This is a genomic window from Priestia sp. D51 (genome assembly GCF_053345675.1).
The window spans coordinates 154,719-176,609 of the sequence record NZ_JBLTIR010000006.1 but is presented as its reverse complement, the minus strand read 5'-3'; the positions used below and the strand labels follow the sequence as shown (position 1 = coordinate 176,609).

The following is a 21,891-nucleotide window of genomic DNA, read 5'->3' as shown; positions in this document are numbered from 1 at the left end:
ATATGTTTGATTTAAAAGAGAGAGTAGCAATTATTACTGGTAGCGGTTCCAAAAAAGGAATTGGACGTACAATCGCCCTGACACTTGCAGAGCAAGGAGCGGCTGTTGTTATAGCAGATATCAATTTTGATGGTGTACAGGATACAGTCAACGAAATAAAAGAAGCCGGTGGTAAAGCCTTGGGAATAGAGCTAAATGTAACAAGTAAGGATTCTTGCGATGCGATGGTTAAACAAACACTTGAAGAATTCGGCAGAATTGATATTTTAATTAATAATGCAGGGATTTCTCAAAAGGTTACCGTTCAAGATATGACGCTTGAAGACATTACAAAAGTGTTTAACGTCAATATGTTTGGGTTGTTTCTATGTACGCAAGCAGTATTAGAAACAATGAAAGATCAAAAGTATGGTCGAATTATAAGCCTGTCTTCTGTTTCGGCTAAAAGAGGTGGAGGAGTGTTTGGGGGACCTCACTATTCGGCATCTAAGGCAGCAGTATTAGGTTTTTCAAAAAACTTAGCGCGCGAGGTAGCTTTAGATGGCATTACGGTTAACTGTGTAGCTCCTGGACTCGTTAATACAGAGATTTGGAAGTCTCTTCCTGAAGAAGATGCAAAGTCTGTGATTGATAGTATTCCTATGGGTAGACCAGGTGAAGTGAAAGAAATCGCGGCTACAATTGCCTTTTTAGCTTCAGAAGAAGCTTCGTATATTACAGGAGAAGAAATTGATATAAACGGTGGCTCACATATGGATTAATATTCAAGTTCGTTATACAGGCATGCCATTATGGTATGCCTGTATAGCTGTTTATTGATAAAATCATTAGCAAAATGAAAAACTCACTACATAAATAAGGATTTTTTTGTTAGAAGATGCTAGGCTTGTTGCCCCTAAAAATAGAACAGTATATAATAATTATGTCTACTTAATTATGAATAAAATGAGTTAATAATTATAGAGAGAAGTGATTTCCATTAGTTTTAATCCAGTTTCCAATAATAAATTATATATTCAAATTTATAATCAAATTCTTTCTGAAATTCAATCTGGCGCGTTCCAAGTCGGAGATAAACTCCCTGCTGAAAGGGAGCTGTGTGAACAATTCGGTGTAAGTCGAGTGCCTGTTAGACAAGCCCTTAGCGCACTAGAATTGAACGGTTTTATTTATTCTCGTCAAGGAGAAGGTGTATACGTTAAAGAATTTCAAACAGAAGCTGAAAATTCTCAATCCACATTTTTGATGGAATCTGCCTCCCCTGAAGACATTGTTGAAGCAAGAATGAACATAGAACCTCTTATTGTACGCTTTGCAGCTTTGAGAGCTACAGAAGAAGACATTAAGGAACTGCGTGCAACAATTAATAAGATGGAGGAAGAAACGAACGCAGGCGTGTATGTACCAGAAACGGATGAAGCCCTACATAACGGCATAGCCAAGGCCTCGCATAATGATTTATTTATTAGCATTATGGCAGCTATCAGCAATGCAATGAAGCAGCAGGAAATGTGGAAGTTTATAAGAGATCGAACAGTAACGAAACCTGACTATAGAGAAGTTAATTTTAATGAGCATAAATTACTTATTAATGCAATTGAACAGCATAATGAAGAAGAAGCTGTGAGAATTATGAATTTTCACATGCGAAATTTATATGATCGTTATTGGAAAGCCTAATTCCAACTGACTTTCTATCAAAAGCATATTAAATATGAAGTTAAAAGGCAGCTAAAGTGCAGCTGCCTTTTTTGTGTTAAAAAAACCGCATAAAGCAAGCACTTTTCTATAATGTCAAAATACGCATTCTTCTTCTCTTCTAATAAAATTCAGAAAATGTTTAATTTAATAATTATATTGACAATTGTTAGGTATGTAAGTACACTGTTTATATAAGGTAACTTAGTATACAAGTAGCTAAATTAATAAAACGGAGGTAATGTGAATCTTAAAATTCATTATTTTTAAGCTTGATATTTTTTGAAAAGATTAGCAGAGGGGCTCAAAAATGTAAGCGTTTTTATCGTTACTGTGCATTACAAATATTTTGGATTATTAGTATAGAAAGTAGATTTATAATGCTTTTATATCGCTAGTAAGGTTTTGTTGTACGATATTTTCTAATAGTTCTTACTTTTTTAAATGATAAATAATACAGGGGATACTTCGCTTTTTCATTTTTTACATCTCCATATGAAAGGGATTACAGAAGTAGGAGCTAGATTTACTTAGACTTAGAAATAGATTAATCATCTTTTATATCAACCACTAATTCTTTCTGTCAATTAGCCTAGGGTAAATACTCGGGTCAAAGACCAAAGAACACGAAGAGGAGAAAGATGATAACCCAGGGGAGGAATTATTTTGGATTCAATTAACTTAGAACGTTCAACTACCAAAAAAGTAACGTTGAGGCTCATTCCATTTCTATTTTTATGTTTTACCATATCTATACTTGACCGAGTAAATATTGGGTTTGCTGCATTACAAATGAATGAAGATTTAGGTTTTTCTAATGCTGTTTTTGGATTAGGAGCAGGAATTTTCTTTCTTGGCTATTTCCTTTTAGAGGTACCTGGCAGTGCTATGATGACGAAGGTCGGGGCTAGAAGATGGATTAGTAGAATCATGATTACGTGGGCAGTTATTGCTATTTTAATGGCTTTTATCCAAACACCATGGCAGTTTTATACAGCAAGATTTCTTTTAGGAGTTGCTGAAGCTAGCTTTTATCCTTGTATGGTCTTTTATCTAAGTGGTTTTTATCAAACAAAACATCATGCAAAAGCAATTGCCGGATTTATGATTGCGATCCCTGGTGCTAATGCAATAGGATCTCCTCTCTCTACTTACTTATTAGGCATTGACTGGTTAAACATGGCTGGATGGCAATGGCTTTTCGTTTTGGAAGCGATTCCAGCTTTGATCTTAGGTGTGATATGTTTCTTCTATCTTGACGATAAGCTTGAGGATGTCAAATGGCTGACGAACGAGGAGAAGAAATGGTTAATCGACGTTACAACAAAAGAGAAGTTAGAAAAACAGGAAGCCAAACACTATACATTTGCTCAGGCCTTAAAAGATCGTGACGTATTAACCTTATCCCTAGGATACTTTTTCTGGATGGTTGGCTACTATGGCATCGTCATGTTTTTACCGACTATTTCAGAAGGTTTATCTAAAACGACTTCTCTTAGTACACATGCGATGGGCTGGATTTTAGGGTTAATGTATGTTTGTGCAATGGTAACCATGATGTTGGTTAGTAACCACTCTGACAAAAAAAATGAAAGACGTTTTCACGTAGTTGCTTGCTTAGTAACAAGTGGCGTGTCATTAATTATCAGTAGCTACGTTGCAAATACGAACATTGTTTTATCGTTTGTATTCTTGACGATCAGTCTTTGCGGAGCGTTCGGAGCATATTCTCCGTTTTGGGCAATTCCACCATCTTTCTTAACAGAAGCTGCTGCTGCAGGTGCTATTGCTCTTATCAATAGTATTGGTAATCTAGGCGGTTTCTTCGGACCGTATATTGTGGGATACATTAAAGATCTAACAGGATCTTTTAATGCTAGTATGACATTTTTAGGTATTAGCATGTTTGTAGCGTCCTTTATCGTAGCCTTTTTACTAAAACAGTCAGGAAGAGCTATTAAAAAAAACACAGTCGATCGATTAGAAAAAACTAGTTGATTCTTATTTGAAAGAAATGTGTAGTACTAGAAGTGGCCGGCAATTAGTTTCTAAGACTGTCGGTCAACTTTCTTACATGGATAAGAATAACAGGGGTGTATGGCAATGATGAAGCTAGGAGTTTTAACAAGTGGCGGAGACGCTCCAGGAATGAATGCTGCTATTCGAGCAGTAGTAAAAACAGCTGATTATCACAACATGGATGTAATGGGAATCGAGGGTGGTTACCAAGGTTTAATAGAAGGTAAACTTTATAGATTAACCTCTACGGACGTAGACTATATTGCGGATAAAGGAGGGACATTTTTAAAAACCTCCCGGTGCCCAGAATTTACGAAAGAGTCGGGGAGAATAAAAGCTTTAAGTATATTAAAAGATTATGGAATTAATCATTTAGTAGTAATCGGCGGTGAAGGCTCTTTTAAAGGAACACAAAAATTACATCAGTTAGGTGTAAATGTCATTGGTATACCGGCAACGATTGATAATGATTTATCTTACACAGATTATTCACTTGGATTTGATACTACATTAAATACGATATTAGAATGTCTCGGTAAAATTAAGGATACAGATTTATCTCATGAAAAGACTACGATTGTAGAAGTTATGGGGAGATATTGCGGAGATTTAGCCCTGTACTCTGCTTTAGCGGGAGCTGGAGAAATTATCTCGACACCGGAAAGAAAATTAAGTTTTGAAGAGATATGTTCCAAGCTGAACAAGAAAATTAAAAGTGGCAAAAAAGATAACCTAATTCTAATTACTGAAAACATATACGATATTCAAGACCTGAAAAAATATGTTGAGGATCAATTAGATATCAGCGTAAGGACGAGTATATTAGGTTTCATCCAAAGAGGAGGGCAGCCATCCGCATTTGATCGTATCTTAGCAAGTAAAATGGGGATTACAGCAGTAGAACTATTACTTAAAGGGTATTCTGGTAGGGCTGTAGGAATTAAAGAAAATGACTTAATCAATGTAGATATTGAAAAAGTTCATTCGAAGTTATCTAGTAATGATGATAAATACAGCTTACTGGATACCATTCTAGCTTAAGCACATCTTTTCTATCATACAATGGTTTATCAAACTAAAGATAAAACGAATTTGTCTTTAAAGAAATGTATTTGAATACAAACGAATTTTTCTAATAAAAAGGAGGAAATAGCTATGAATAAGCAGGTTAATGTAAAACAGGGAACTATCGTTTGTCAAGTATGTGGGAAAGTTATTGAGAATGCAGACAACTCTGAAGGGGTTAAAACATGGTACGGGAAGTGTTCTGAGGATTGTTCTAGGAAATAACGTATCAGGAAAAGAGACTCAAAAATCATTAGAATTTTAATTAAGACTATAGATGAATGAGGAGAGTAATCTTATGAAAGTTATAATTGCTTCAGATCATGGCGGAATAAACATTCGTAAAGAGATTGTCAATCTGCTAGATGAAATGTCCATATTATATGAAGATTTAGGCTGCAAATGCAGCAGTTCAGTCGATTATCCGGACTATGCGATTCCAGTTGCCAAAAGAATAGCGAATGGAGAAGCCGATTTTGGAATTTTAATCTGCGGTACAGGGATTGGGATGAGTATTGCCGCTAACAAAGTAAAAGGAATTCGTTGCGCACTCGTTCATGACGTTTTTTCAGCTAAGATGACACGTGAACACAACGATACGAACATTTTAGCCATGGGGGAACGAGTAATTGGGCTAGGTTTAGCCCGCGAAATCGCGAAGACGTGGTTATCAACTCAATTTGTTGGGGGGCGTCATGAAAATCGCATCTGTAAAATTACAGAATACGAAAATGGATCAGAACCTTCTCTTGAAAGAAAATAAAGACAGAAAAGGCAAGAATCAATCTGATTCTTGCCTTTTCTTATTACTTCACTTACTGATATGATGATTACAGATCTTATCAGAATAGCAAAACTAACTATTCCAATTCCCATACCAGTTAACCTTCCGTAAAAGCAGCTTATTATGACAACACTGAGACTAGTTCTTTTGCAATTAAAATGGATGTAATAAAATATGCCTGATTTATTCTTGAGAGCTAAAGAAGTTTGTTTGCTGATGAAGAAATTTGCACGATTAGTATCTATATATAGGAGGAAGCAAGCATGCAGGGTAAAACGATGATAACAAAAGTTATGGCTTACATAACTAGATTCAATGATCCCTATACAGAGTTACTAGTTTGCGAACATAGAGATTATCCAGAAGCAGGAGTTCAAGTTCCAGCCGGTACTGTAGAAGAAGGAGAAACAATTGAAGAAGCTTTATATAGGGAGGTCAAAGAAGAATCTGGATTAATGGAGTTTTTATCCGTCACAAAATTGAAAACATATGTTTATCATCATGAAGGTAAAAATCAATATCATGAACGACATGTTTTTCATTTAGAAGTTCAAAAAGAAACGGCAGAACAGTGGGAATATAAGGTGAATTCTGAAGGGGAAGATGCAGGATTAATCTTTTCCTATTATTGGGTTCCTGTTGGAGCTGTTCCTAAACTAGCTGCAAATCAAGATGACTGCATTAATCAGTTATTCGTATAGCTTTAGATTTACTAATAAGATACTAGGAAAGTTAAAAATAGTATCGCTAAGCCAAATTCTTGCCGGATTAATGATAAATGTAATGTTTTATTGAGTTGCAAAATAAAAGTATCCATCTCCTGATATACTTATTTAAAAAACCTACTAAAAGGAGAATAGGAAACATGCTTAATCAACTAAAGCTGTGGGCTAAAAAGTTAAAAAAGCAGCTATTTATCTTATACTTAGCTTATAAAGATGAACGAGTATCTTGGTATACCAAAGTATTTACTGCTTGTGTGGTTGCATATGCCTTCAGTCCAATCGATTTAATTCCTGATTTTATACCGGTTTTAGGCTATATTGACGATATAATCATTGTTCCTTTAGGAATTATGCTTGCTTTAAAGATGATACCTAAAAATGTAATAGAGGACTGCACAATAAAAGCAGAAGAGCTCATTCAAAATGAAAAACCTAAAAATTGGGTTGTGGGTTCAATTATTATCATAGTATGGATACTTATTTTTACGTGGAGCTGTTTTACTGTTTTTAAGTTTTTAAACTGAATGTACTCTTACAAAGAAAAAAATATATTAGGTTTACTATTGAGCGTTATGATACAAAATGGTACCTGTAGAATATTTTGCATTAATCCTTGCAGTTAGCGGGGGCATCATCTCTTTGATACTAGGTATACAAAGTTTGTATCAATGGATAATCGATCAAAGAAATCAAAAAAAATGGGTGAAACAGACTGTATTATCTTCAATAAAGGGGTAAGAGCAGATCCTTATTTCCTCCATATGCATCTTAAAGCAGACACAAAGGTTGTATCTTAGCCCATAATTGATAACCATAGGTATCAATTATGGGCTAAGTTATATCTATGCCTTTTGAAGAAATGTTCAGGTTAATGGTTTTTTTATATAAATTAGATTGATTTACAATTAGAAATAAAGGTTGAAATCAAGCTAATAATCCATTTGTTTAGTACGGTTTTTTTACTATCCACTTTTTAGAGATGTAGTGTAAGAGAAAGCCTCTGTACTGATTTATAATATAGTAGCTAGCAATATAGAGTATACTTCCAAATAAGAAGCTATTAAGAATCATACCTAATAAAAAATTCTTTCCTATTTTTGCTCCTAGTTCTAGTCGATTATCTAAATCTTCATCTGTATTCTGAAGTAAAGTTTGATCAAGATCGATTGGGAATATATATCCTCCAACTACTGTATTCAAGTAAAACATCAACGGAAAGGCCCACATAAAAAACATTCCACCAATGAGTCCTGCTATGCTGTTTCCTTTACATAATTTAGCTAAACCTACGGATAGTATAAGGCCAAATCCAAAGGTAGGAACAAAGTTCACAACAGAACCTAGACTAAAACCTAGCGCAACTTTATGTGAATGATCTTTTAATCGTAATAGTTTAATAAGTAAGTATTTAAATCGGCGCTTCAAACCCGCTATTTTGCTCACATTATTCCCCCTATCCTTTACCATGCAGCCTCTATTTTTCTTTTTTATGTTCACAATTATAAAAAGGTGCTTTATTGTATGAAAGATTTAGCGGTATATACGTAAAGCAGTAAGGTCAAAGAATAGTAACTTTAACCATTATAAGTATATTTATACTTTATATGACAAAACAAATAATTACCTCCTAATAAATCAAGTGATTTTTAGAGTTGTCACAAAAAATTCACAAATAGGTTGTTTCTTTTCTATTTCTCCCTGCTAAAATTTTATAGTCAAGAACAAGAAAAATATAACATCGGGGGATATACTTAGTGAAAAAGATAATTTCTTCATTAGCTTTATGCTCATCATTGATTGTTTTACCAACAATAAGCCATGCAGCTTTAGGGGACAAGCTATTAAAAGAAGGTATGACAGATCCAGACGTAAAAGAATTACAGGATGTTTTAAGACAGAAGGGTATATTTTCAGCTACTTCGACTGGCTATTTTGGTTCAATTACAAAAGATTCAGTTCTAAGCTTTCAGCGTTCTCATAGTTTAACCGCTGATGGAATGGTGGGACCTAATACATATCAAGCGTTAATAGCTAATTCAACAAGTGCGGTTACAAGCAGTACACTTCTGAAATATGGAATGACTAGTAATGAAGTTGAAAAAGTACAGCAGCTGTTAAAGGAAAAAGGTTACTTTAACGCCACACCAACAGGCTATTTTGGCACAATTACTCAAACTGCCGTTATGGATTTCCAACGGGATCATGGCTTAGCTGTGGATGGAATAGTAGGTCCAGCTACTTTAAATGCCTTAAATAACGCATCTACTAGCGCCACTGGTTCTTCAACTGTTAATAGTTCAACGCAAGCGACAGCTAGTGATATTGTGGCTTATTCTAAAAAATTCATAGGGGTGCCATATGTTTGGGGCGGAACTTCTCCAAATGGTTTCGATTGCAGTGGTTTCATTTATTATGTATTTAAAAATGGAGGTGGAGTAACTGTACCGCGAACAGTAGCCACCTTGTATCAGTCAGGAAAAAGTACATCTACTCCGAATATTGGAGATATTGTATTCTTCGATACTACTGGAGGTCCTTCACACGCTGGAATTTATATTGGAAACGGGCAGTTTATTCATGCTGGAAGTTCAACTGGTGTAACTATTGCATCGTTAAGCAATTCTTACTGGGCACCTCGTTATTTAGGAAGTAAATCTATCCTCTAATAGATTACTAGTAAAAAACACAGCAATTCTAAGCAGCTGCTTGATTATTATTTATGTAAATAAAGTAAAAAGTCCTGATATATAGTCAGGACTTTTTATTATAGCAGCGAGCAGTGGTGTTAATATGAAGGTTGAGCTTGCTTGAAAGAATTAGAGATATGTGTCTTCTGTAAAAGCTTGTTAATAACAACCACAATAGCTAACATACACCACTTAGCGATTCAAATGTTAAACATTCCTTATATAAGCTTGTTCCACTGACTGGCTTTTATATGTTTGAGTGTATGTGTTAAACATCGAAACATTGGTAAGTATTCCTGCAGCAAGCATTAACAATGTAAGCGAAGAACCTCCAAAGCTTATAAAAGGGAGGGTGACCCCGGTAATAGGAAGAAGACCCGTGACAGCTCCAAGGTTTACAAATACTTGAACAGCCATCATAACGGAAATACCAATAGCTAACAGTGCTCCAAAAGGATCACGACACTTAATAGCTGTTTTTAATCCTTTAAAAATAATAAAAAACAGTAGCCCTAATACAAGAAGTACACCCCAAAATCCCAGCTCTTCTGCGATAATGGCCATAATAAAATCCGTATGTGATTCAGGCAAGTAGCCCGTTTTTTGAATGCCTTGGCCCAGCCCCATACCCAATATTCCTCCATTTCCTATAGCTACATAGGAATTAACAAGTTGATATCCATCGCCTTGTTGATTTTCAAAAGGATGTAAGAATCCAGTAAAACGAGCTAAACGCCCCGGAGAAAACAAAAGGTCCATGTTTCCGGTTACTAATAAAACGGCTAACATAACAAGTGTTCCAATTACGCCTAATAAACTAATTTTTAAAATGGATTTTTTTGAAATGCCTGAACATAACACAATAGCTGCAACTGTTCCTAAAATAAGCAAGGCTCCGCCATAATCAGGCTGCAAAATAATTAAAAAACAAATAAAAAGCACAACCAGCATAGGTGGAAGAATCGACCTTTTTAAATCATTGATATACTCTTGTTTGTTTGCAAAAACAGCAGCTAAATAGATAATGAGCGTTAATTTTGTTATTTCTAACGGCTGAATAGCAATAGGCCCAATTTTAAACCAACTTTGTGCATTACCTGCTGTATGTCCAAAAGCTAAAACTAAAATAAGGAGTGCAACAGCGACACCTAATAAAATTTTTAATACTGCTTTTTCCTGATAAATTTTATACGGAACGATAGCCGCTAATGTGAATATGATAAAGCCTGCTATAAGAGCAAGCTTTTGTTTTTTATAAAAATAATCCCCAGATACACCATAACGACTAATCGCTGTTACCATGCTGGCACTGTAAACCATAATTAAACCGATTAGGCTTAAAACAACTAACGCAGCAATAAATTTGTAATCGTAACACTTTAGAATTTTTTTGAACATAAAAACTCCTCCTAAAAAAACCACCTAATAACGGCTATATACAAGAGAGAAAATAAAAAAATACACATATATTTCAATACTTTCATACGAATCTTTAGGTCTGAATTTATCTCTTTAGCTATTTTTTTACTAGTCATTGTATTACCTCACATCCTGATCAAACATATAAGCCTTTGATCGAAAGCTTATATTTAATACTAGTCCCATCAAAAACATCGTACTCATTAACGCACTTCCTCCGTAGCTTATAAACGGCAGTGGTATTCCCGTTATCGGAAGAAGGCCTATACACATGCCCACATTTTCTAAGACATGAAAGAAAACAATTGAAATAACGCCGGTACAAATGTATGTAGAGAATTGATCTTTCGTCTGAAATGCGACGGTAATAATTTGGTAAATAAGCACCATAAATAAGAAAAGGATAAGGCTAGTTCCTACGAAGCCGTAACTTTCTCCAATTGCACTAAAAATAAAGTCTGAATGTTTTTCAGGAACATATACTGAAAACTTTGATGTATCTCTTCCTGAAATGGATCCTGCACCTATTGCTTTTAACACTTGCATATAGTTGTAAGACAAGCTGTTTGCATAAGATTCCGGATCAAACCACGCATAGATACGATCAAACTGATAGGATTGAACGTGCAAATATTTTTCCAACATTTTTGGGTGGTTCAAAACCATATATAAAATACCTGAAGCGATTCCTATAATAGAAGTAAAGGTAGGAAGAATGAGCTTAAAACTTACCCCTGAAACGAATATCATGACAAAGAATAAAAAGATCATCACAAGTGCCGTTCCTAAATCGGGCTGCTGCATAATAAGAAGAATAGGGACAGCTAACGTAGCTCCTAGCTTTCCAACGAGTAAAACATCGCTTCTTATATCTCTTACGCGAAATTTTTCGTTGTGATTTCGTATCACTTTACTAAATGCTAAGATTAAAGAGATTTTTGTGAATTCCGAAGGTTGTATCGATCCAATACCAGGAAGGACGAACCAGCTTTTTGCACCATTTTTGACAGGAGCAATACTTTGAGGAGAAACGATGAGTAAAATAAGGATAAAAATATTTAGCCCATAAAAGAACCATGTGAATTGGTCCCATTGTTCCTCATCGGGCCTCATGGTGAGGAAGATAATTCCAATACCTACTGCGTACCATTCGACTTGTTTAATTACAAAGTTTGTAGAATACTGTCCTGTTTTTTGCGCGTTATAAATAGCTATACAGCTAATGATAAAAAACAGCAGCAGTGTAAAAGCGAGACCATAATTAAAGCTTTCCGACTTCTTGCGTTCCATCTTTAAAACACCTTTTCTTTATTAAATTTCTATTCCAATCACTGAACATAAGTTTCTTTAATATATGTAGAATTAAAAAAACATCAATAAAATAGATTTCTTCTCATGATTTATCCCAAACCTCCAATCTGTTTTACCTGTATTTTTTATATAAAAGGTCTACCAAGGGATAGCCTGTATAATTAAAAGCGTTTAATAGTCCTAATTTAATGAAAAAGCTATTTTTTGACTTCAACTTATTTTTTTTGTTGAATACTATAAATTTGCCTAAAGGAAACTTTTTGGGCGTAAGAAACCCTTTAAAAATAAAATTTTAACTTAGAAGAGACTGAAATGCCTATATACGCTAGCAAATCATATAGTTTAGTTGAATCCTGATTTATTTTTCCTTCAGGAAACAGTTTAACATTAAGGAAAAATATTTGTCTAATAAAAAACTTAGAATCTTACTAAAGATTAAAGTGCACTGGCTCAATGAATATAGAAAGCTATGATGTAGTTAATTCTCTTTTAACTCAAAAAGCTGACCATGATGGTCAGCTTTTTAGGTTAATAAATAAATTATTTTGCTTGCTTCTTGTGTCATCGTGATTTTATCATAGGAAAATGAAAAATAAGTGAAAATATAAATATTAATACAAATAAGTAAAAATATTAAGTTTATAGAAATTTAAGGTGATATATAAAAATATTTAGAAAGAATGTTTGTTAAAGTTTTACCTTCTAACTTTTATATAAAAGTGTGATCACTTGCAGCGCGCAAAATTTTTTTGAAGATTACCTTTTTATTTTTATGAATATTGAGCTTTATGATACGATATGAAGTGAACTTTTTAAATGAGGGTCTATATGCAAAAAATTAAAGGTAAAAGAGTAAAGATCAGTATATTCATGCTGGGATTAGGGATGATTTTTTTCCTGTTTGCCGGCAAAGAGCTTGTAGTGAACGAAAAGCCTGTAAAATCTGACGTGATTATTGTGTTAAGTGGTGATAATGATCGACTGGAGAAAGGAATTGAATTATATAAAAAAGGATATGCGTCTCATTTGATCCTTTCGAATGGTCAAGAGAATAATTTTTATCATCAAGCCAAAGACTCTGGAATACCAGAGGATTCAATTATATTAGAAAATCACGCTACAAGTACTATGGAAAATGCTAAATTTACAAAAAAGCTAATGATGAACTATCACTTTCAATCCGCTATCGTTGTTTCTTCAAACTACCATATGAAAAGGGTAGAAAAAAACTTTAATAAAGAATTTAAGGATACCAAAATACAATTAACCTATTGCTCTAGTGGAAGTCGTTATTATAATCCACAGAGATGGTGGGAAACTGCTTTAAATAGAAAAGTTACTTACACAGAATACGTCAAACTTATTGGCAATTATTTTGGTTTTAGCGGAAAGAAATCTAAAGAATTATTAAGAGAATTTATTTAACAAAATAGCAAAAAGTCCATAGGGAATGCCTCTATGGACTTTTTGCTATTTGAAATTCCGGCTAGTTTAACATAGTCTTGTAAGCTCATATGAAACGGAATGATAGTGGATTATTTGTTTAACATAAAGGAAAGCACGGCGCCCCATATAAAGATTACTAAATAGAATAACCTTTGCAGCAGACCGGTAGGCATAGGAACAAAAAATACAAGCATAATGAGTAGGAGAATGATTAGTAGGGAAATTAAGCAGCCATAAGTCCAATACTTGCCGCTGCTTAAAGATGATGCATACATCCAAAGACCAGCTAAAACAGTAACCATGCCAAGCTGAGCAAGTATTGAATGCCAAAATAAATGTATATCAGCCGGGATAAAGCCTGAAACAATATTACCTAAAGCTAATATAAGAATAAAAGCTGTTGCTAGTTGGCTTTTTCTCGTTTTCTTTAGGTTTTGTGAAATGTACAAAACACCAATTGAAAGTGTCAATCCGTTTATAATAAACAATACGTTCATCCAGAAATGGTGAGGAGAGCAAATTTCATGAGGTGCAATTGAATAGGTGTAGTTTCCACAAGAAGTTACACCAAGATCACTCATTGCGTGATGTAAAAAACTGTAGGGAGCAGTTGAAGTCAAAATAAAGAAAGGTTCAACTAAAAAATACAAGCAAGTAGCAAACCAGCTTAAAATGCCAACCTTTTTTGATATATACAGAATTATCACCTCTTAAAAAGCGTTATACCTGAATTATACATCCAAATAATGTTAAATCGAATGGTCTTGGAGTCTATTTTTAAATAGGGCTTGAGGTTGATGTGAGTAAGGAGGGCAAAGTGTTTAAACTTGGAGGGCTTAGGAAAAGGCCTCTTTACCAATGTTTTGTAGCGGTAAAGAGGTCCAAAAGCTGCTTAATTAGAAATGAATAACTGCTGATTATGCGGTCTTTTTATAAAATATACGTAAAGTTAATGTATCCAAAACGCAGTGACATTCAAGATGTTTTCTCTAGAATTTAATAATCTGCTGTTTTTTGAATATCTACATCATATTCATGTGCAAATGTTTCTAATTCCTTAAAAACATTTGGTGGATTAAATAATGCTATTCGCATATTCCACCCGTTTTCTACTTTTACTACTGCTAATTTTGATTTCCAACTTAACCGTTTAAATACAATTCGTTTAATGTCCCTGGGTTTAACGGTTTTTGCATATACTTTAAACCATAATATATATATTCTATAGGTTAAAGTATCTCTGTCTATCTGAAATTCATATCGGAGAAAAAGGGAAAGAAACAAGCAAAGGATAGCCAAAAGGTGTAAAAAGGCAAGTTCTTTATGTTGAACTGCTTGAATGAGTAATAAAGTATTTAAAAGTAATAAAGGATAAACAACAGTTTTTTGAGCGGTAGCTTTAAATAACATAAAGTCTCCTTCCTTTAGTAAATAAGCCAACTTATTTTTCTTCTATGATATTATTTAGTTATTGATTTAGATTAGATTTATATTGGGAGGTCTTTTATATGTATAATACCATTTCAGATTTTATCAAAGAATGGAACAACGAAGCCATGCTGACTCAAAAAGTTTTAGATAGCTTGACAGATGATTCGTTGAAACAACAAGTGTATCCTGAAGGGCGTACGTTAGGGAGAATTGCTTGGCATTTTACAACAAATATTCCAGATTACCTAACTGAATTCGGATTAAGCATAGACAGAATTGAAAGTACAGCAAGCGTTCCATCTTCAGCACAGGAAATCGCTATAACTTTTAAAAATGTAAGTTCTCATGCTGCTAAAATTATTGAACAGCAATGGACAGATGAATCTTTAGAACATACGCAAGAAGCGTTTGGAAGAACCCAATCAAATGCCACAATCTTAATGGGACTAATCAAACATATTGTTCATCACCGAGGTCAAATTACCATTCTTATGCGTCAAGCAGGCCTAAAACCTGCTGGAGTTTATGGGCCTCCAAAAGAAGATTGGGTTCATTTAGGTGTGGAAAATCCACCGCTTTAATAATATCAGGTAAATAAAAAAGAGGCTGCCTGGAAAATACTATAAAATTATTTTCCAGGCAGCCTTTACGTAAAACCTAATTAATCATTTAGTGCTTACTCTGAAAAAGATTTTGAGTAATGTACAACACCTTGCACATTTTTTAGAGATCCTTCTGTTAACTCTATGGCCATAAAAAATTCTTTAGGCACGTCAAATGGAGCATATATATTCCATGAGCTAGCTGGTTTAAATCCAAACTTAGGATAGTAATCTTTGTGCCCTAAAACAATTACTGAATGATAACCAAGCTCTTTTGCGCGTTTTAACGCAGCGTGTATTAGTTGGCTCCCAGCTCCTTGTTTTTGATACTGAGGTGCAACTGAAACTGGAGCAAGTGCTAAAGAAACGGTAGCGTTATCACCATCTATAATTGTTATTTTAGATAGAAGAATATGGCCTATAATATCTGCTGCATTCGGATTTAATGCGACTAGTGAAAGTTCAGGAATAAATTCATCTGACTTCCTAATTCGTTTCACAAGTAAATGTTCTTTCTTATCGCTGTATTCTTCATTTAAAAAAGCGCTTTTCACAACTTTTTCAGTTTCATTATATTCTTCAGTGAGTTCTTGTTTAATTAAGATATCCATTTAGAGTCTCCTATCAACTTGCTAAATTACCGCTTTTTATACTCCATAAATGGGGCTTCCTTTATGCACACATTCATTAAGGAAGCTTACTCACCCAGCTCTAAGCATAAGTTTAACAAACAAAAACCTCCAAAATTAGTATGTATATATTTTACAGTGTTGTATTTTGTGAGTCCACCTTTAATACATAATATTTGTTTATTGATTATGGTAAAATACACTATATATGTTAAATTGAAGTATGTAAAGAAGGTGTAATGTCTGGTGTTGAAATTATTATTTATAAGTCTAGTAAGCTGTTTAATCATTTATATTGGGAAACGTGTATGGAAAAAAGGTAGTACTAATTTTATTGCTGGATATGGAAAGATATTTACACCTAAGGATGAAAAGCAGCTCGCTAAAGGAATTGGACTTATTATTATGTTGTTTGGCTTTGAAACTATAATATTTCCCATTCTTTCTTTATTTTTTGAAGGGCTTGGCTTTTATTATGGATTGCTGGTTGTATTAAACTTCTTCGCTATATTTGGATTTATGATAAAGGATCAGGTGCAAAGAGAAACCTAAAGGGGGAGAAAACAATCAATAAAAATATTCGGCTTATGATTGGTTTAATCCGCACTATTATCCTATGTTTTTATGGAATAAGAGGTTTATTCATGCATGAAACAATACCGTTTTCTTCTTATCTCTTTGCGGTAGGTGGAGCTATTTCTACAATTGCTCTTATCTGGGAATTAAAAAAGAAAGATGCAGCTTAAATTGAAAGGAGTGATGATGTGAAAAGACGATGGGTTTCCTGGTGGATAGCTAATATAATTTGGATTATACTTTTCGTCGTAGGAACAGCTGTTGTCTGGACAAGAGAAGTGGATGGAGCGGGTGTTACCCAAACACTAGAGCTGAAATTGTTCGCATTTATAGTGTTGCTAATCGCATTTATTTTCCCTTTGATTATTCAAGTTATATGGCTAATTATTAATTTAAAAACTAGTAAGCATGTACTATAGAAAATAGGAATGATGTTATGAAATAGAAAGGGTGATATGTATGCAAAGTAAAAAGTGCTCTAAATGTGATTCATCTCTAACCAAAGCCCGTATTCAATCATCACCTGGTACGGTAGGTATAAATAAAACACCGAGCAGGGTATTAAATAACAATCACCATTACAGTGAATTAATACCTTATGTTTGTTCAAGCTGCGGTTATGTGGATTTTTATGTGGAGGAGCCTAGAAAGTTTGTTTAATAGAACTTTTAGGATTGTTCGTTTTCGAATACATTATGATACGTCACTGAACTTGGTATATCGCCTAATGTCAATTTTAATTAAAGGGTAGAAAATGATTTCCGGAGGCTATTATGAAGAGAACACTTAGTTTTCTGTTAGTAGTTTATTTAACCGTTCTAACTGCATGTAATCAAGAAAGTACCGGAACGAATACAGAAAGTTCTTCTGCTATCATTGTTGTAGTTGAAAACAAGGAATATAACGGAACAGAAGATAAACTAGATCAAAAGCAGGAAATAGGAGACCAAATAGGAACAATAGAAAAGAAAACCAAAGCAACTAAAATGCCTGCAGGTAATAATCAATCAAACTATTTTACAGTTGGTTCAGAAATCTATTCAGTAAAAGGAACAGAGGATTATATTATAGTTAAAGATAAAGATCATAAAAGTCAGTTAATGAAAAAGGTAGTCCAAAAAAGGTGAGTGTTATCGAATATTGTCAAACAAGATTTTAAGTCTCTTAACGAATATAAATATTATCTTGATACATTCCGCTTTTCCACCAGGAGTATTTGTCTTACCCTTCAATCAACTGCTAGAAAGACCTAAACAAATGAAGTCTGCGTTTAGCTTAATAAAAAAACAAACTACTAATCGCTTGATCAATAGCTCGTTTTTTACTTCATCTAAAATACTTTTGTCTCAACCTCTTTTTTCACCAGAATCTCTACTTCCGACTTTCTTATTCCCGAAAAAGAACTTTCCTGACACTGTTTTTCTGACCCCGAAATAAGTTCAACTAGATAAAAAAATTGTTGATATGTGTAAGTTTTTGATGATAAATCAGTTGAACTGAAGGATTGAAAATCTACCTTTTCTTTTGTATAATAAGTTCAACAGAAGTTCAACTAAAAAAAGAGGTGTATAGAGATGAAAATTTCACGTTTTAATAAAGACTGTGGGAACTCAGTCGATATGAATATCATAGATGGATATCTATTTGATTTCCAAACCAACGTAGTAGAACTCCAAAAAGAAGCTGCTGATTCATTCTTCACAGATGCTGTTACAGCACCAGAGGAATTTAAAAAGCGCATCTTATTATCTACAACCATTGGAGAGGAAGAAAAAGAACGTTATTTCTTAGTGGGTGACATTGCCGCCAGCCAACAATTAGCAAACAATCATATTAATCGTTTACATAATAAAATTACAAGTCATATTCCATACGTAACATTTTTAGCTGCCGTCGCATACTACCACGCGTTACATACAAAAGATCAAAAGGACAACAACATCCAGATTGACTATTTCTCTACAATGTTACCAATTTGGTTACTAAAAAAAGAAAGTACGTTTGGTGAAGCGCAAAAGGCTATGGCAAATCGCTTTGTAGGTGAGCACACTTTTTATATCCATACCCCAGGATTTGAAAAAGAATTAAAAGTATCTGTGGAAGAAAGTGTTTGTTTAAAAGAAGGTGAAATCGCACGTTTTGCGTTAAAGAAAGACCTAACGCTTCAAGACCGTGAAGATGCTAATGAATATGTGGAATGTGAAACCGTAATGATCGATATCGGTGGAGGATCCATTGATGTTGTAATCTTACCTGAAGGGTTGAAGGCTGCGAACAGTCGTGAATCGTTCCAAAGTATCGAGGGTATTCCCTACTTAGCACATATCGATAAGTTACGAAAAGAGAAATTCCCAGAGTTGTTTACCGATTTACGCGCTTTTGATCAATTTATTTTAGATAACTACAGCAAACAAAAGTTTGAACTAAAAAATGAAAACACAGGTGAATCCATTGATTTAACAGCTCAAATCAAATCTTCTCTAAGAGATTATGTAGAGATCTTACTAGCTAAGTTAAATGACGTCGCCCCACCACCAGCAAATAAAATCCGAAAATATGTATATAGTGGCGGTGTCGCTCCTACATTAGAAGTAGCGATTATGAATAGCATGCGTGAAAAAATTGGCGAAGAACGCACAGAGAAATATCATAAAGTGCCTGAGGATAGCCGTCACTTAAATTTATTCGGCTTAGAAATCCGAAGCATGGGGTACCTTCAAAAGAAACAAGCCGAGAAGAAAGCCGTTAAATCCTAACAGCGCAGGTGATAACCATGTCAGAGCGTCAAAACGCCTTTACGATTAAAACTAACCAGTTGAGTGATGAAGTCTATGATATACTTGCAAAATATGCAAAGTCTCGAAAATTAGGGGACTATATTTCATCTCTAATTGTTCGTGACCTTCATAGTTCATCTTCCAATCAAGTAGAAGCAGGACACAGAACAGAAGAACTTCTTGAACATATCAATTCCGAACTACGGGAATTAAAGAAATTAGCTCAGTCCAACGGGTTTGTGAGTAAACAAGAGGAGACAGAAGAGAAGCCTTCAGAAAGCCACCAAACCTTCAAAGAAGGTAAGGTTGCAGATCTAGAGCAATTATCCGGGTCATTAGATGATGATGATTTAGAGGAATATAACGATTTTTAATTTAAAAAGCTACTAGTATGTGAGACGAGACTGTCCCACATACTAGTAGCTTTTTTTGTTTTCAATATGTCTATTCGTTTTTGATACATTATCATATGTACAAAAAACGTGTTAAAACTAAAAAAATGGGAGGAAACAGTTTATTTATGGATAATGATAATTAGCACGAGTACTTTTATTTATTTTAAATTTGCTTTGTCTCAAGAACATTAATAATTAAGTTTAGGCATTCTAAATACCATATCGAAGCTCAATCACACCATGAAGTGTTAGATAAAAGGAATCAGCACAATCATGTACTAGTAAATAAACATGATATGTGAATAGGTAGGGGGATAAATATGAAAAAGTTCTATCTTGGTTTTTCCGTTATTTGTTTGTTGTTTATCATTACTGCTTGTTCAAAAACGGAATATGTAAACAATGTTGATTACTTAAAATTACAAAAAGCAGAGGTAACGTTAACAGATGATAAAAAAATCGTTGGGGAAATGATAGTACCTGATAAAAAGAATAAAAGTAAACGTATCGTTCCAACGGAGTTACACTATACATTCACGATGGAAAATAAGTCTAATAATATTATGGCTCTCTCTGATCCTGTTAAAACAAACATTCGCATAGAACCAGATAAGGAGTTAGTATCAGCTGTAAAAGAAGCAATTGGTTCAAATATTTATAAGATGGATAACAATAAGTTAGGGGTTGGCATGAGTATAGGAGAAATTCCATCTAAAGGAACAAGTAAATTCACTCTTAATTATACGTTAGGAGCAAAGGAAAAAAACAATGAATTACCTCTTTTACCAACTGAAGAAAAACTAAAAAAGCTACAGGCTAATGCATTAAAAGGCACACTCATTATCTCTCAAGACGACAAGGATATTGCGGAGTTTAGGTTAGATTCAAGCCAATAACCATGATTTTAAGTTTAAATAGGTTAATAGCTCGCTAACTCCGTATATCGTCAGCGTTAGCGAGCTATTGTTTTTATATTTATACGCTTGTATGTGGATTTACTTTTTTCAAAAATAAAATTGATTAGCCTTACTTATTTGGTTACGATAAGCGCTCGAATAATTTCATTCCAGTAGTATTTGAAGCTTTTTTCACTTGTTTCTTTTTGCGTGAGGCTAATTGATTCTTTTGTATTTTCTTTTTTTATAGTCATTATGATTTCCCCTTATCTCTTTATATTTAGTATGTTGTGGTTTGATTTACCATATTTTATAATGAAATTAATGATCGTTACAGATGAACATTCCGATTGAATCAATCGGAATATCCGATTATATAGAGGTGAGGAAAATCGAAATAAAACAACTGATTACATTTAAAACAGCTGCAGAAAATTTAAATTTTACCTATACGGCTAAAATTTTAAACTTTGCTCAATCAAGCGTTACCGCTCAAATAAAAGCTCTTGAAAATGAACTTGAAACGCCTTTATTTGAACGTCTCGGAAAGCGCTTGGTTTTAACAGAGGCAGGCAGAGAATTTAAAAGGTACGCCGATAAAATGATTCAACTGACTAAGGAAGCAAAAAATGCTGTAAGTGGAGTGGAGGAACCTGCCGGTACACTTATTATTGGGTCTTCTGAAAGTCAGTGTACATATAGATTGCCTCCAATATTAAAAGAGTTTAAGGATCAATTTCCAAAGGTTAAAATGATTTTTAAGCCTATTTACTCTCAAGCACAAACAAGAGCTCAGCTGCTAGACGGAACTCTTGATATCGCCTTCACAATGGAGCCTATTCAGCATCATGATGCAAATCTACATACGCAATGTCTTGTTGCAGAAAACTTAAAAATTATTGCTTCTCCTCAGCATCCTTTAGCTGATAAAGCGGAAATCTACTTAGAAGATCTTGAGAATGAGACTCTTTTGTATACCGAATCAGGATGTTCATATCGTGTAGTATTGGAAAACTTGTTTCGTGAGGCGGGTATTTGTACATCAACTAAATTTGAATTTGTAAGCGTAGAAGCTATTAAGCAATGCGTTATGCTAGATTTAGGTATTGCCATATTGCCCGAAGTAGTAGTAAGAGGAGAGCTGGAGAAAGGCATATTAAAAGAATTGGCTTTTACTAAAATTGATACGCCTCTTTATACACAAATGTTTTGGCATAAAGATAAATTTATGTCTCTTCCTTTACAATCTTTTATTCAATTGGCTTGTAGTACTTTTGGGTTAAAGTATAAGGGGATTGAAAGTAAGAATCTCTAGGTACATTATGCTGACTAAAGAATTACACAGGATACATAAAATAATCTAATATCTTTCCTAATAAGATAAGAGGTGAAGGAAATCTTCATTTCTTCACTAATATATATATGAACCTT

Annotated in this window: 24 protein-coding genes; 18 read left to right on the top strand and 6 right to left on the bottom strand. The window is 34.1% G+C overall.

All coding sequences use genetic code 11. From position 1 onward, the window contains the following. The first annotated feature begins 2 nt into the window (after positions 1 to 2). From ACNHOZ_RS22530 to ACNHOZ_RS22495, 8 genes are all read left to right on the top strand, one after another. Positions 3 to 761 (top strand): SDR family NAD(P)-dependent oxidoreductase, encoded by a 759-nt coding sequence (locus ACNHOZ_RS22530; protein ID WP_034265135.1) that lies wholly within the window; start codon positions 3 to 5, stop codon positions 759 to 761. 208 nt (positions 762 to 969) lie between these two features. After that, the gene (locus tag ACNHOZ_RS22525; protein ID WP_034265132.1) at positions 970 to 1,680 is read left to right on the top strand and encodes a FadR/GntR family transcriptional regulator; all 711 of its coding nucleotides are present in this window, start codon (positions 970 to 972) and stop codon (positions 1,678 to 1,680) included. 684 nt (positions 1,681 to 2,364) lie between these two features. Then, positions 2,365 to 3,696: an MFS transporter gene (locus ACNHOZ_RS22520; protein WP_048018607.1), complete on the top strand. Its 1,332-nt coding sequence runs from the start codon at positions 2,365 to 2,367 to the stop codon at positions 3,694 to 3,696. Between the two features lie 105 nt (positions 3,697 to 3,801). After that, a complete protein-coding gene (pfkA, locus tag ACNHOZ_RS22515) occupies positions 3,802 to 4,758 on the top strand; it encodes a 6-phosphofructokinase (RefSeq protein WP_048018608.1) in 957 nt (318 codons plus the stop codon). Between the two features lie 114 nt (positions 4,759 to 4,872). Next, positions 4,873 to 5,007, top strand: coding sequence for a GapA-binding peptide SR1P (locus tag ACNHOZ_RS22510; RefSeq protein WP_155404437.1), 135 nt, complete (start codon positions 4,873 to 4,875; stop codon positions 5,005 to 5,007). Between the two features lie 73 nt (positions 5,008 to 5,080). After that, a complete protein-coding gene (gene rpiB / locus ACNHOZ_RS22505) occupies positions 5,081 to 5,545 on the top strand; it encodes a ribose 5-phosphate isomerase B (RefSeq protein WP_048018609.1) in 465 nt (154 codons plus the stop codon). Between the two features lie 284 nt (positions 5,546 to 5,829). After that, positions 5,830 to 6,267, top strand: coding sequence for an NUDIX hydrolase (locus ACNHOZ_RS22500; RefSeq protein ID WP_048018610.1), 438 nt, complete (start codon positions 5,830 to 5,832; stop codon positions 6,265 to 6,267). A gap of 164 nt (positions 6,268 to 6,431) precedes the next feature. After that, positions 6,432 to 6,815, top strand: coding sequence for a YkvA family protein (locus ACNHOZ_RS22495; protein ID WP_048018611.1), 384 nt, complete (start codon positions 6,432 to 6,434; stop codon positions 6,813 to 6,815). A gap of 421 nt (positions 6,816 to 7,236) precedes the next feature. Here the strand turns inward: ACNHOZ_RS22495 and ACNHOZ_RS22490 are convergent, their stop codons facing one another. Then, the gene (locus ACNHOZ_RS22490) at positions 7,237 to 7,734 is read right to left on the bottom strand and encodes a DUF2062 domain-containing protein (RefSeq protein ID WP_048018612.1); all 498 of its coding nucleotides are present in this window, start codon (positions 7,732 to 7,734) and stop codon (positions 7,237 to 7,239) included. Between the two features lie 311 nt (positions 7,735 to 8,045). Here ACNHOZ_RS22490 and ACNHOZ_RS22485 point away from each other — a divergent pair, with 311 nt between their 5' ends. Continuing rightward, positions 8,046 to 8,957, top strand: coding sequence for a C40 family peptidase (locus tag ACNHOZ_RS22485; protein ID WP_048018613.1), 912 nt, complete (start codon positions 8,046 to 8,048; stop codon positions 8,955 to 8,957). 228 nt (positions 8,958 to 9,185) lie between these two features. Here ACNHOZ_RS22485 and ACNHOZ_RS22480 read toward each other — a convergent pair whose 3' ends face one another. Together ACNHOZ_RS22480 and ACNHOZ_RS22475 are read right to left on the bottom strand one after the other, a co-directional pair. Continuing rightward, a complete protein-coding gene (locus ACNHOZ_RS22480; protein ID WP_048018614.1) occupies positions 9,186 to 10,376 on the bottom strand; it encodes an FtsW/RodA/SpoVE family cell cycle protein in 1,191 nt (396 codons plus the stop codon). Between the two features lie 141 nt (positions 10,377 to 10,517). Beyond that, complete coding sequence (locus ACNHOZ_RS22475) at positions 10,518 to 11,687, bottom strand: FtsW/RodA/SpoVE family cell cycle protein (RefSeq protein WP_045291319.1); 1,170 nt, start codon at positions 11,685 to 11,687, stop codon at positions 10,518 to 10,520. 849 nt (positions 11,688 to 12,536) lie between these two features. Here ACNHOZ_RS22475 and ACNHOZ_RS22470 point away from each other — a divergent pair. Further along, complete coding sequence (locus tag ACNHOZ_RS22470; RefSeq protein WP_048018615.1) at positions 12,537 to 13,133, top strand: YdcF family protein; 597 nt, start codon at positions 12,537 to 12,539, stop codon at positions 13,131 to 13,133. A gap of 110 nt (positions 13,134 to 13,243) precedes the next feature. Here ACNHOZ_RS22470 and ACNHOZ_RS22465 read toward each other — a convergent pair whose 3' ends face one another. Together ACNHOZ_RS22465 and ACNHOZ_RS22460 are read right to left on the bottom strand one after the other, a co-directional pair. After that, entirely contained in the window at positions 13,244 to 13,852 is a 609-nt protein-coding gene (locus ACNHOZ_RS22465) for a DUF998 domain-containing protein (RefSeq protein WP_196299107.1), read from the bottom strand. 298 nt (positions 13,853 to 14,150) lie between these two features. Then, the gene (locus ACNHOZ_RS22460) at positions 14,151 to 14,564 is read right to left on the bottom strand and encodes a hypothetical protein (RefSeq protein ID WP_048018616.1); all 414 of its coding nucleotides are present in this window, start codon (positions 14,562 to 14,564) and stop codon (positions 14,151 to 14,153) included. A 98-nt stretch (positions 14,565 to 14,662) separates the two neighbouring features. On the opposite strand from ACNHOZ_RS22460, the gene ACNHOZ_RS22455 reads away from it, so the two are divergent. Continuing rightward, complete coding sequence (locus tag ACNHOZ_RS22455) at positions 14,663 to 15,166, top strand: DinB family protein (RefSeq protein WP_028413883.1); 504 nt, start codon at positions 14,663 to 14,665, stop codon at positions 15,164 to 15,166. A 95-nt stretch (positions 15,167 to 15,261) separates the two neighbouring features. Here the strand turns inward: ACNHOZ_RS22455 and ACNHOZ_RS22450 are convergent, their stop codons facing one another. Next, on the bottom strand, positions 15,262 to 15,798 hold the full coding sequence (locus ACNHOZ_RS22450) for a GNAT family N-acetyltransferase (protein WP_048018617.1): 537 nt from the start codon (positions 15,796 to 15,798) through the stop codon (positions 15,262 to 15,264). Between the two features lie 264 nt (positions 15,799 to 16,062). On the opposite strand from ACNHOZ_RS22450, the gene ACNHOZ_RS22445 reads away from it, so the two are divergent. The 7 genes from ACNHOZ_RS22445 to ACNHOZ_RS22415 all read left to right on the top strand — a co-directional run bounded on the left by ACNHOZ_RS22445 (position 16,063) and on the right by ACNHOZ_RS22415 (position 21,775). Beyond that, a complete protein-coding gene (locus ACNHOZ_RS22445; protein WP_053074009.1) occupies positions 16,063 to 16,368 on the top strand; it encodes a hypothetical protein in 306 nt (101 codons plus the stop codon). Between the two features lie 212 nt (positions 16,369 to 16,580). Continuing rightward, positions 16,581 to 16,811 carry a DUF3923 family protein gene (locus ACNHOZ_RS22440; protein WP_048018619.1) on the top strand — a complete coding sequence of 77 codons (231 nt, stop codon included), beginning with the start codon at positions 16,581 to 16,583 and terminating at the stop codon, positions 16,809 to 16,811. A gap of 354 nt (positions 16,812 to 17,165) precedes the next feature. Further along, positions 17,166 to 17,519: a hypothetical protein gene (locus ACNHOZ_RS22435; RefSeq protein ID WP_048018620.1), complete on the top strand. Its 354-nt coding sequence runs from the start codon at positions 17,166 to 17,168 to the stop codon at positions 17,517 to 17,519. Positions 17,520 to 17,966: 447 nt separating this feature from the next. Further along, a complete protein-coding gene (locus ACNHOZ_RS22430) occupies positions 17,967 to 19,148 on the top strand; it encodes an Alp7A family actin-like protein (protein WP_048018621.1) in 1,182 nt (393 codons plus the stop codon). A gap of 17 nt (positions 19,149 to 19,165) precedes the next feature. Continuing rightward, complete coding sequence (locus ACNHOZ_RS22425) at positions 19,166 to 19,543, top strand: hypothetical protein (RefSeq protein WP_014460728.1); 378 nt, start codon at positions 19,166 to 19,168, stop codon at positions 19,541 to 19,543. 341 nt (positions 19,544 to 19,884) lie between these two features. After that, positions 19,885 to 20,460: a hypothetical protein gene (locus tag ACNHOZ_RS22420; protein WP_048018622.1), complete on the top strand. Its 576-nt coding sequence runs from the start codon at positions 19,885 to 19,887 to the stop codon at positions 20,458 to 20,460. Positions 20,461 to 20,851: 391 nt separating this feature from the next. Next, positions 20,852 to 21,775, top strand: a complete 924-nt coding sequence (locus tag ACNHOZ_RS22415) for a LysR family transcriptional regulator (protein ID WP_447697292.1) — start codon at positions 20,852 to 20,854, stop codon at positions 21,773 to 21,775. Positions 21,776 to 21,891: the final 116 nt, after the last annotated feature.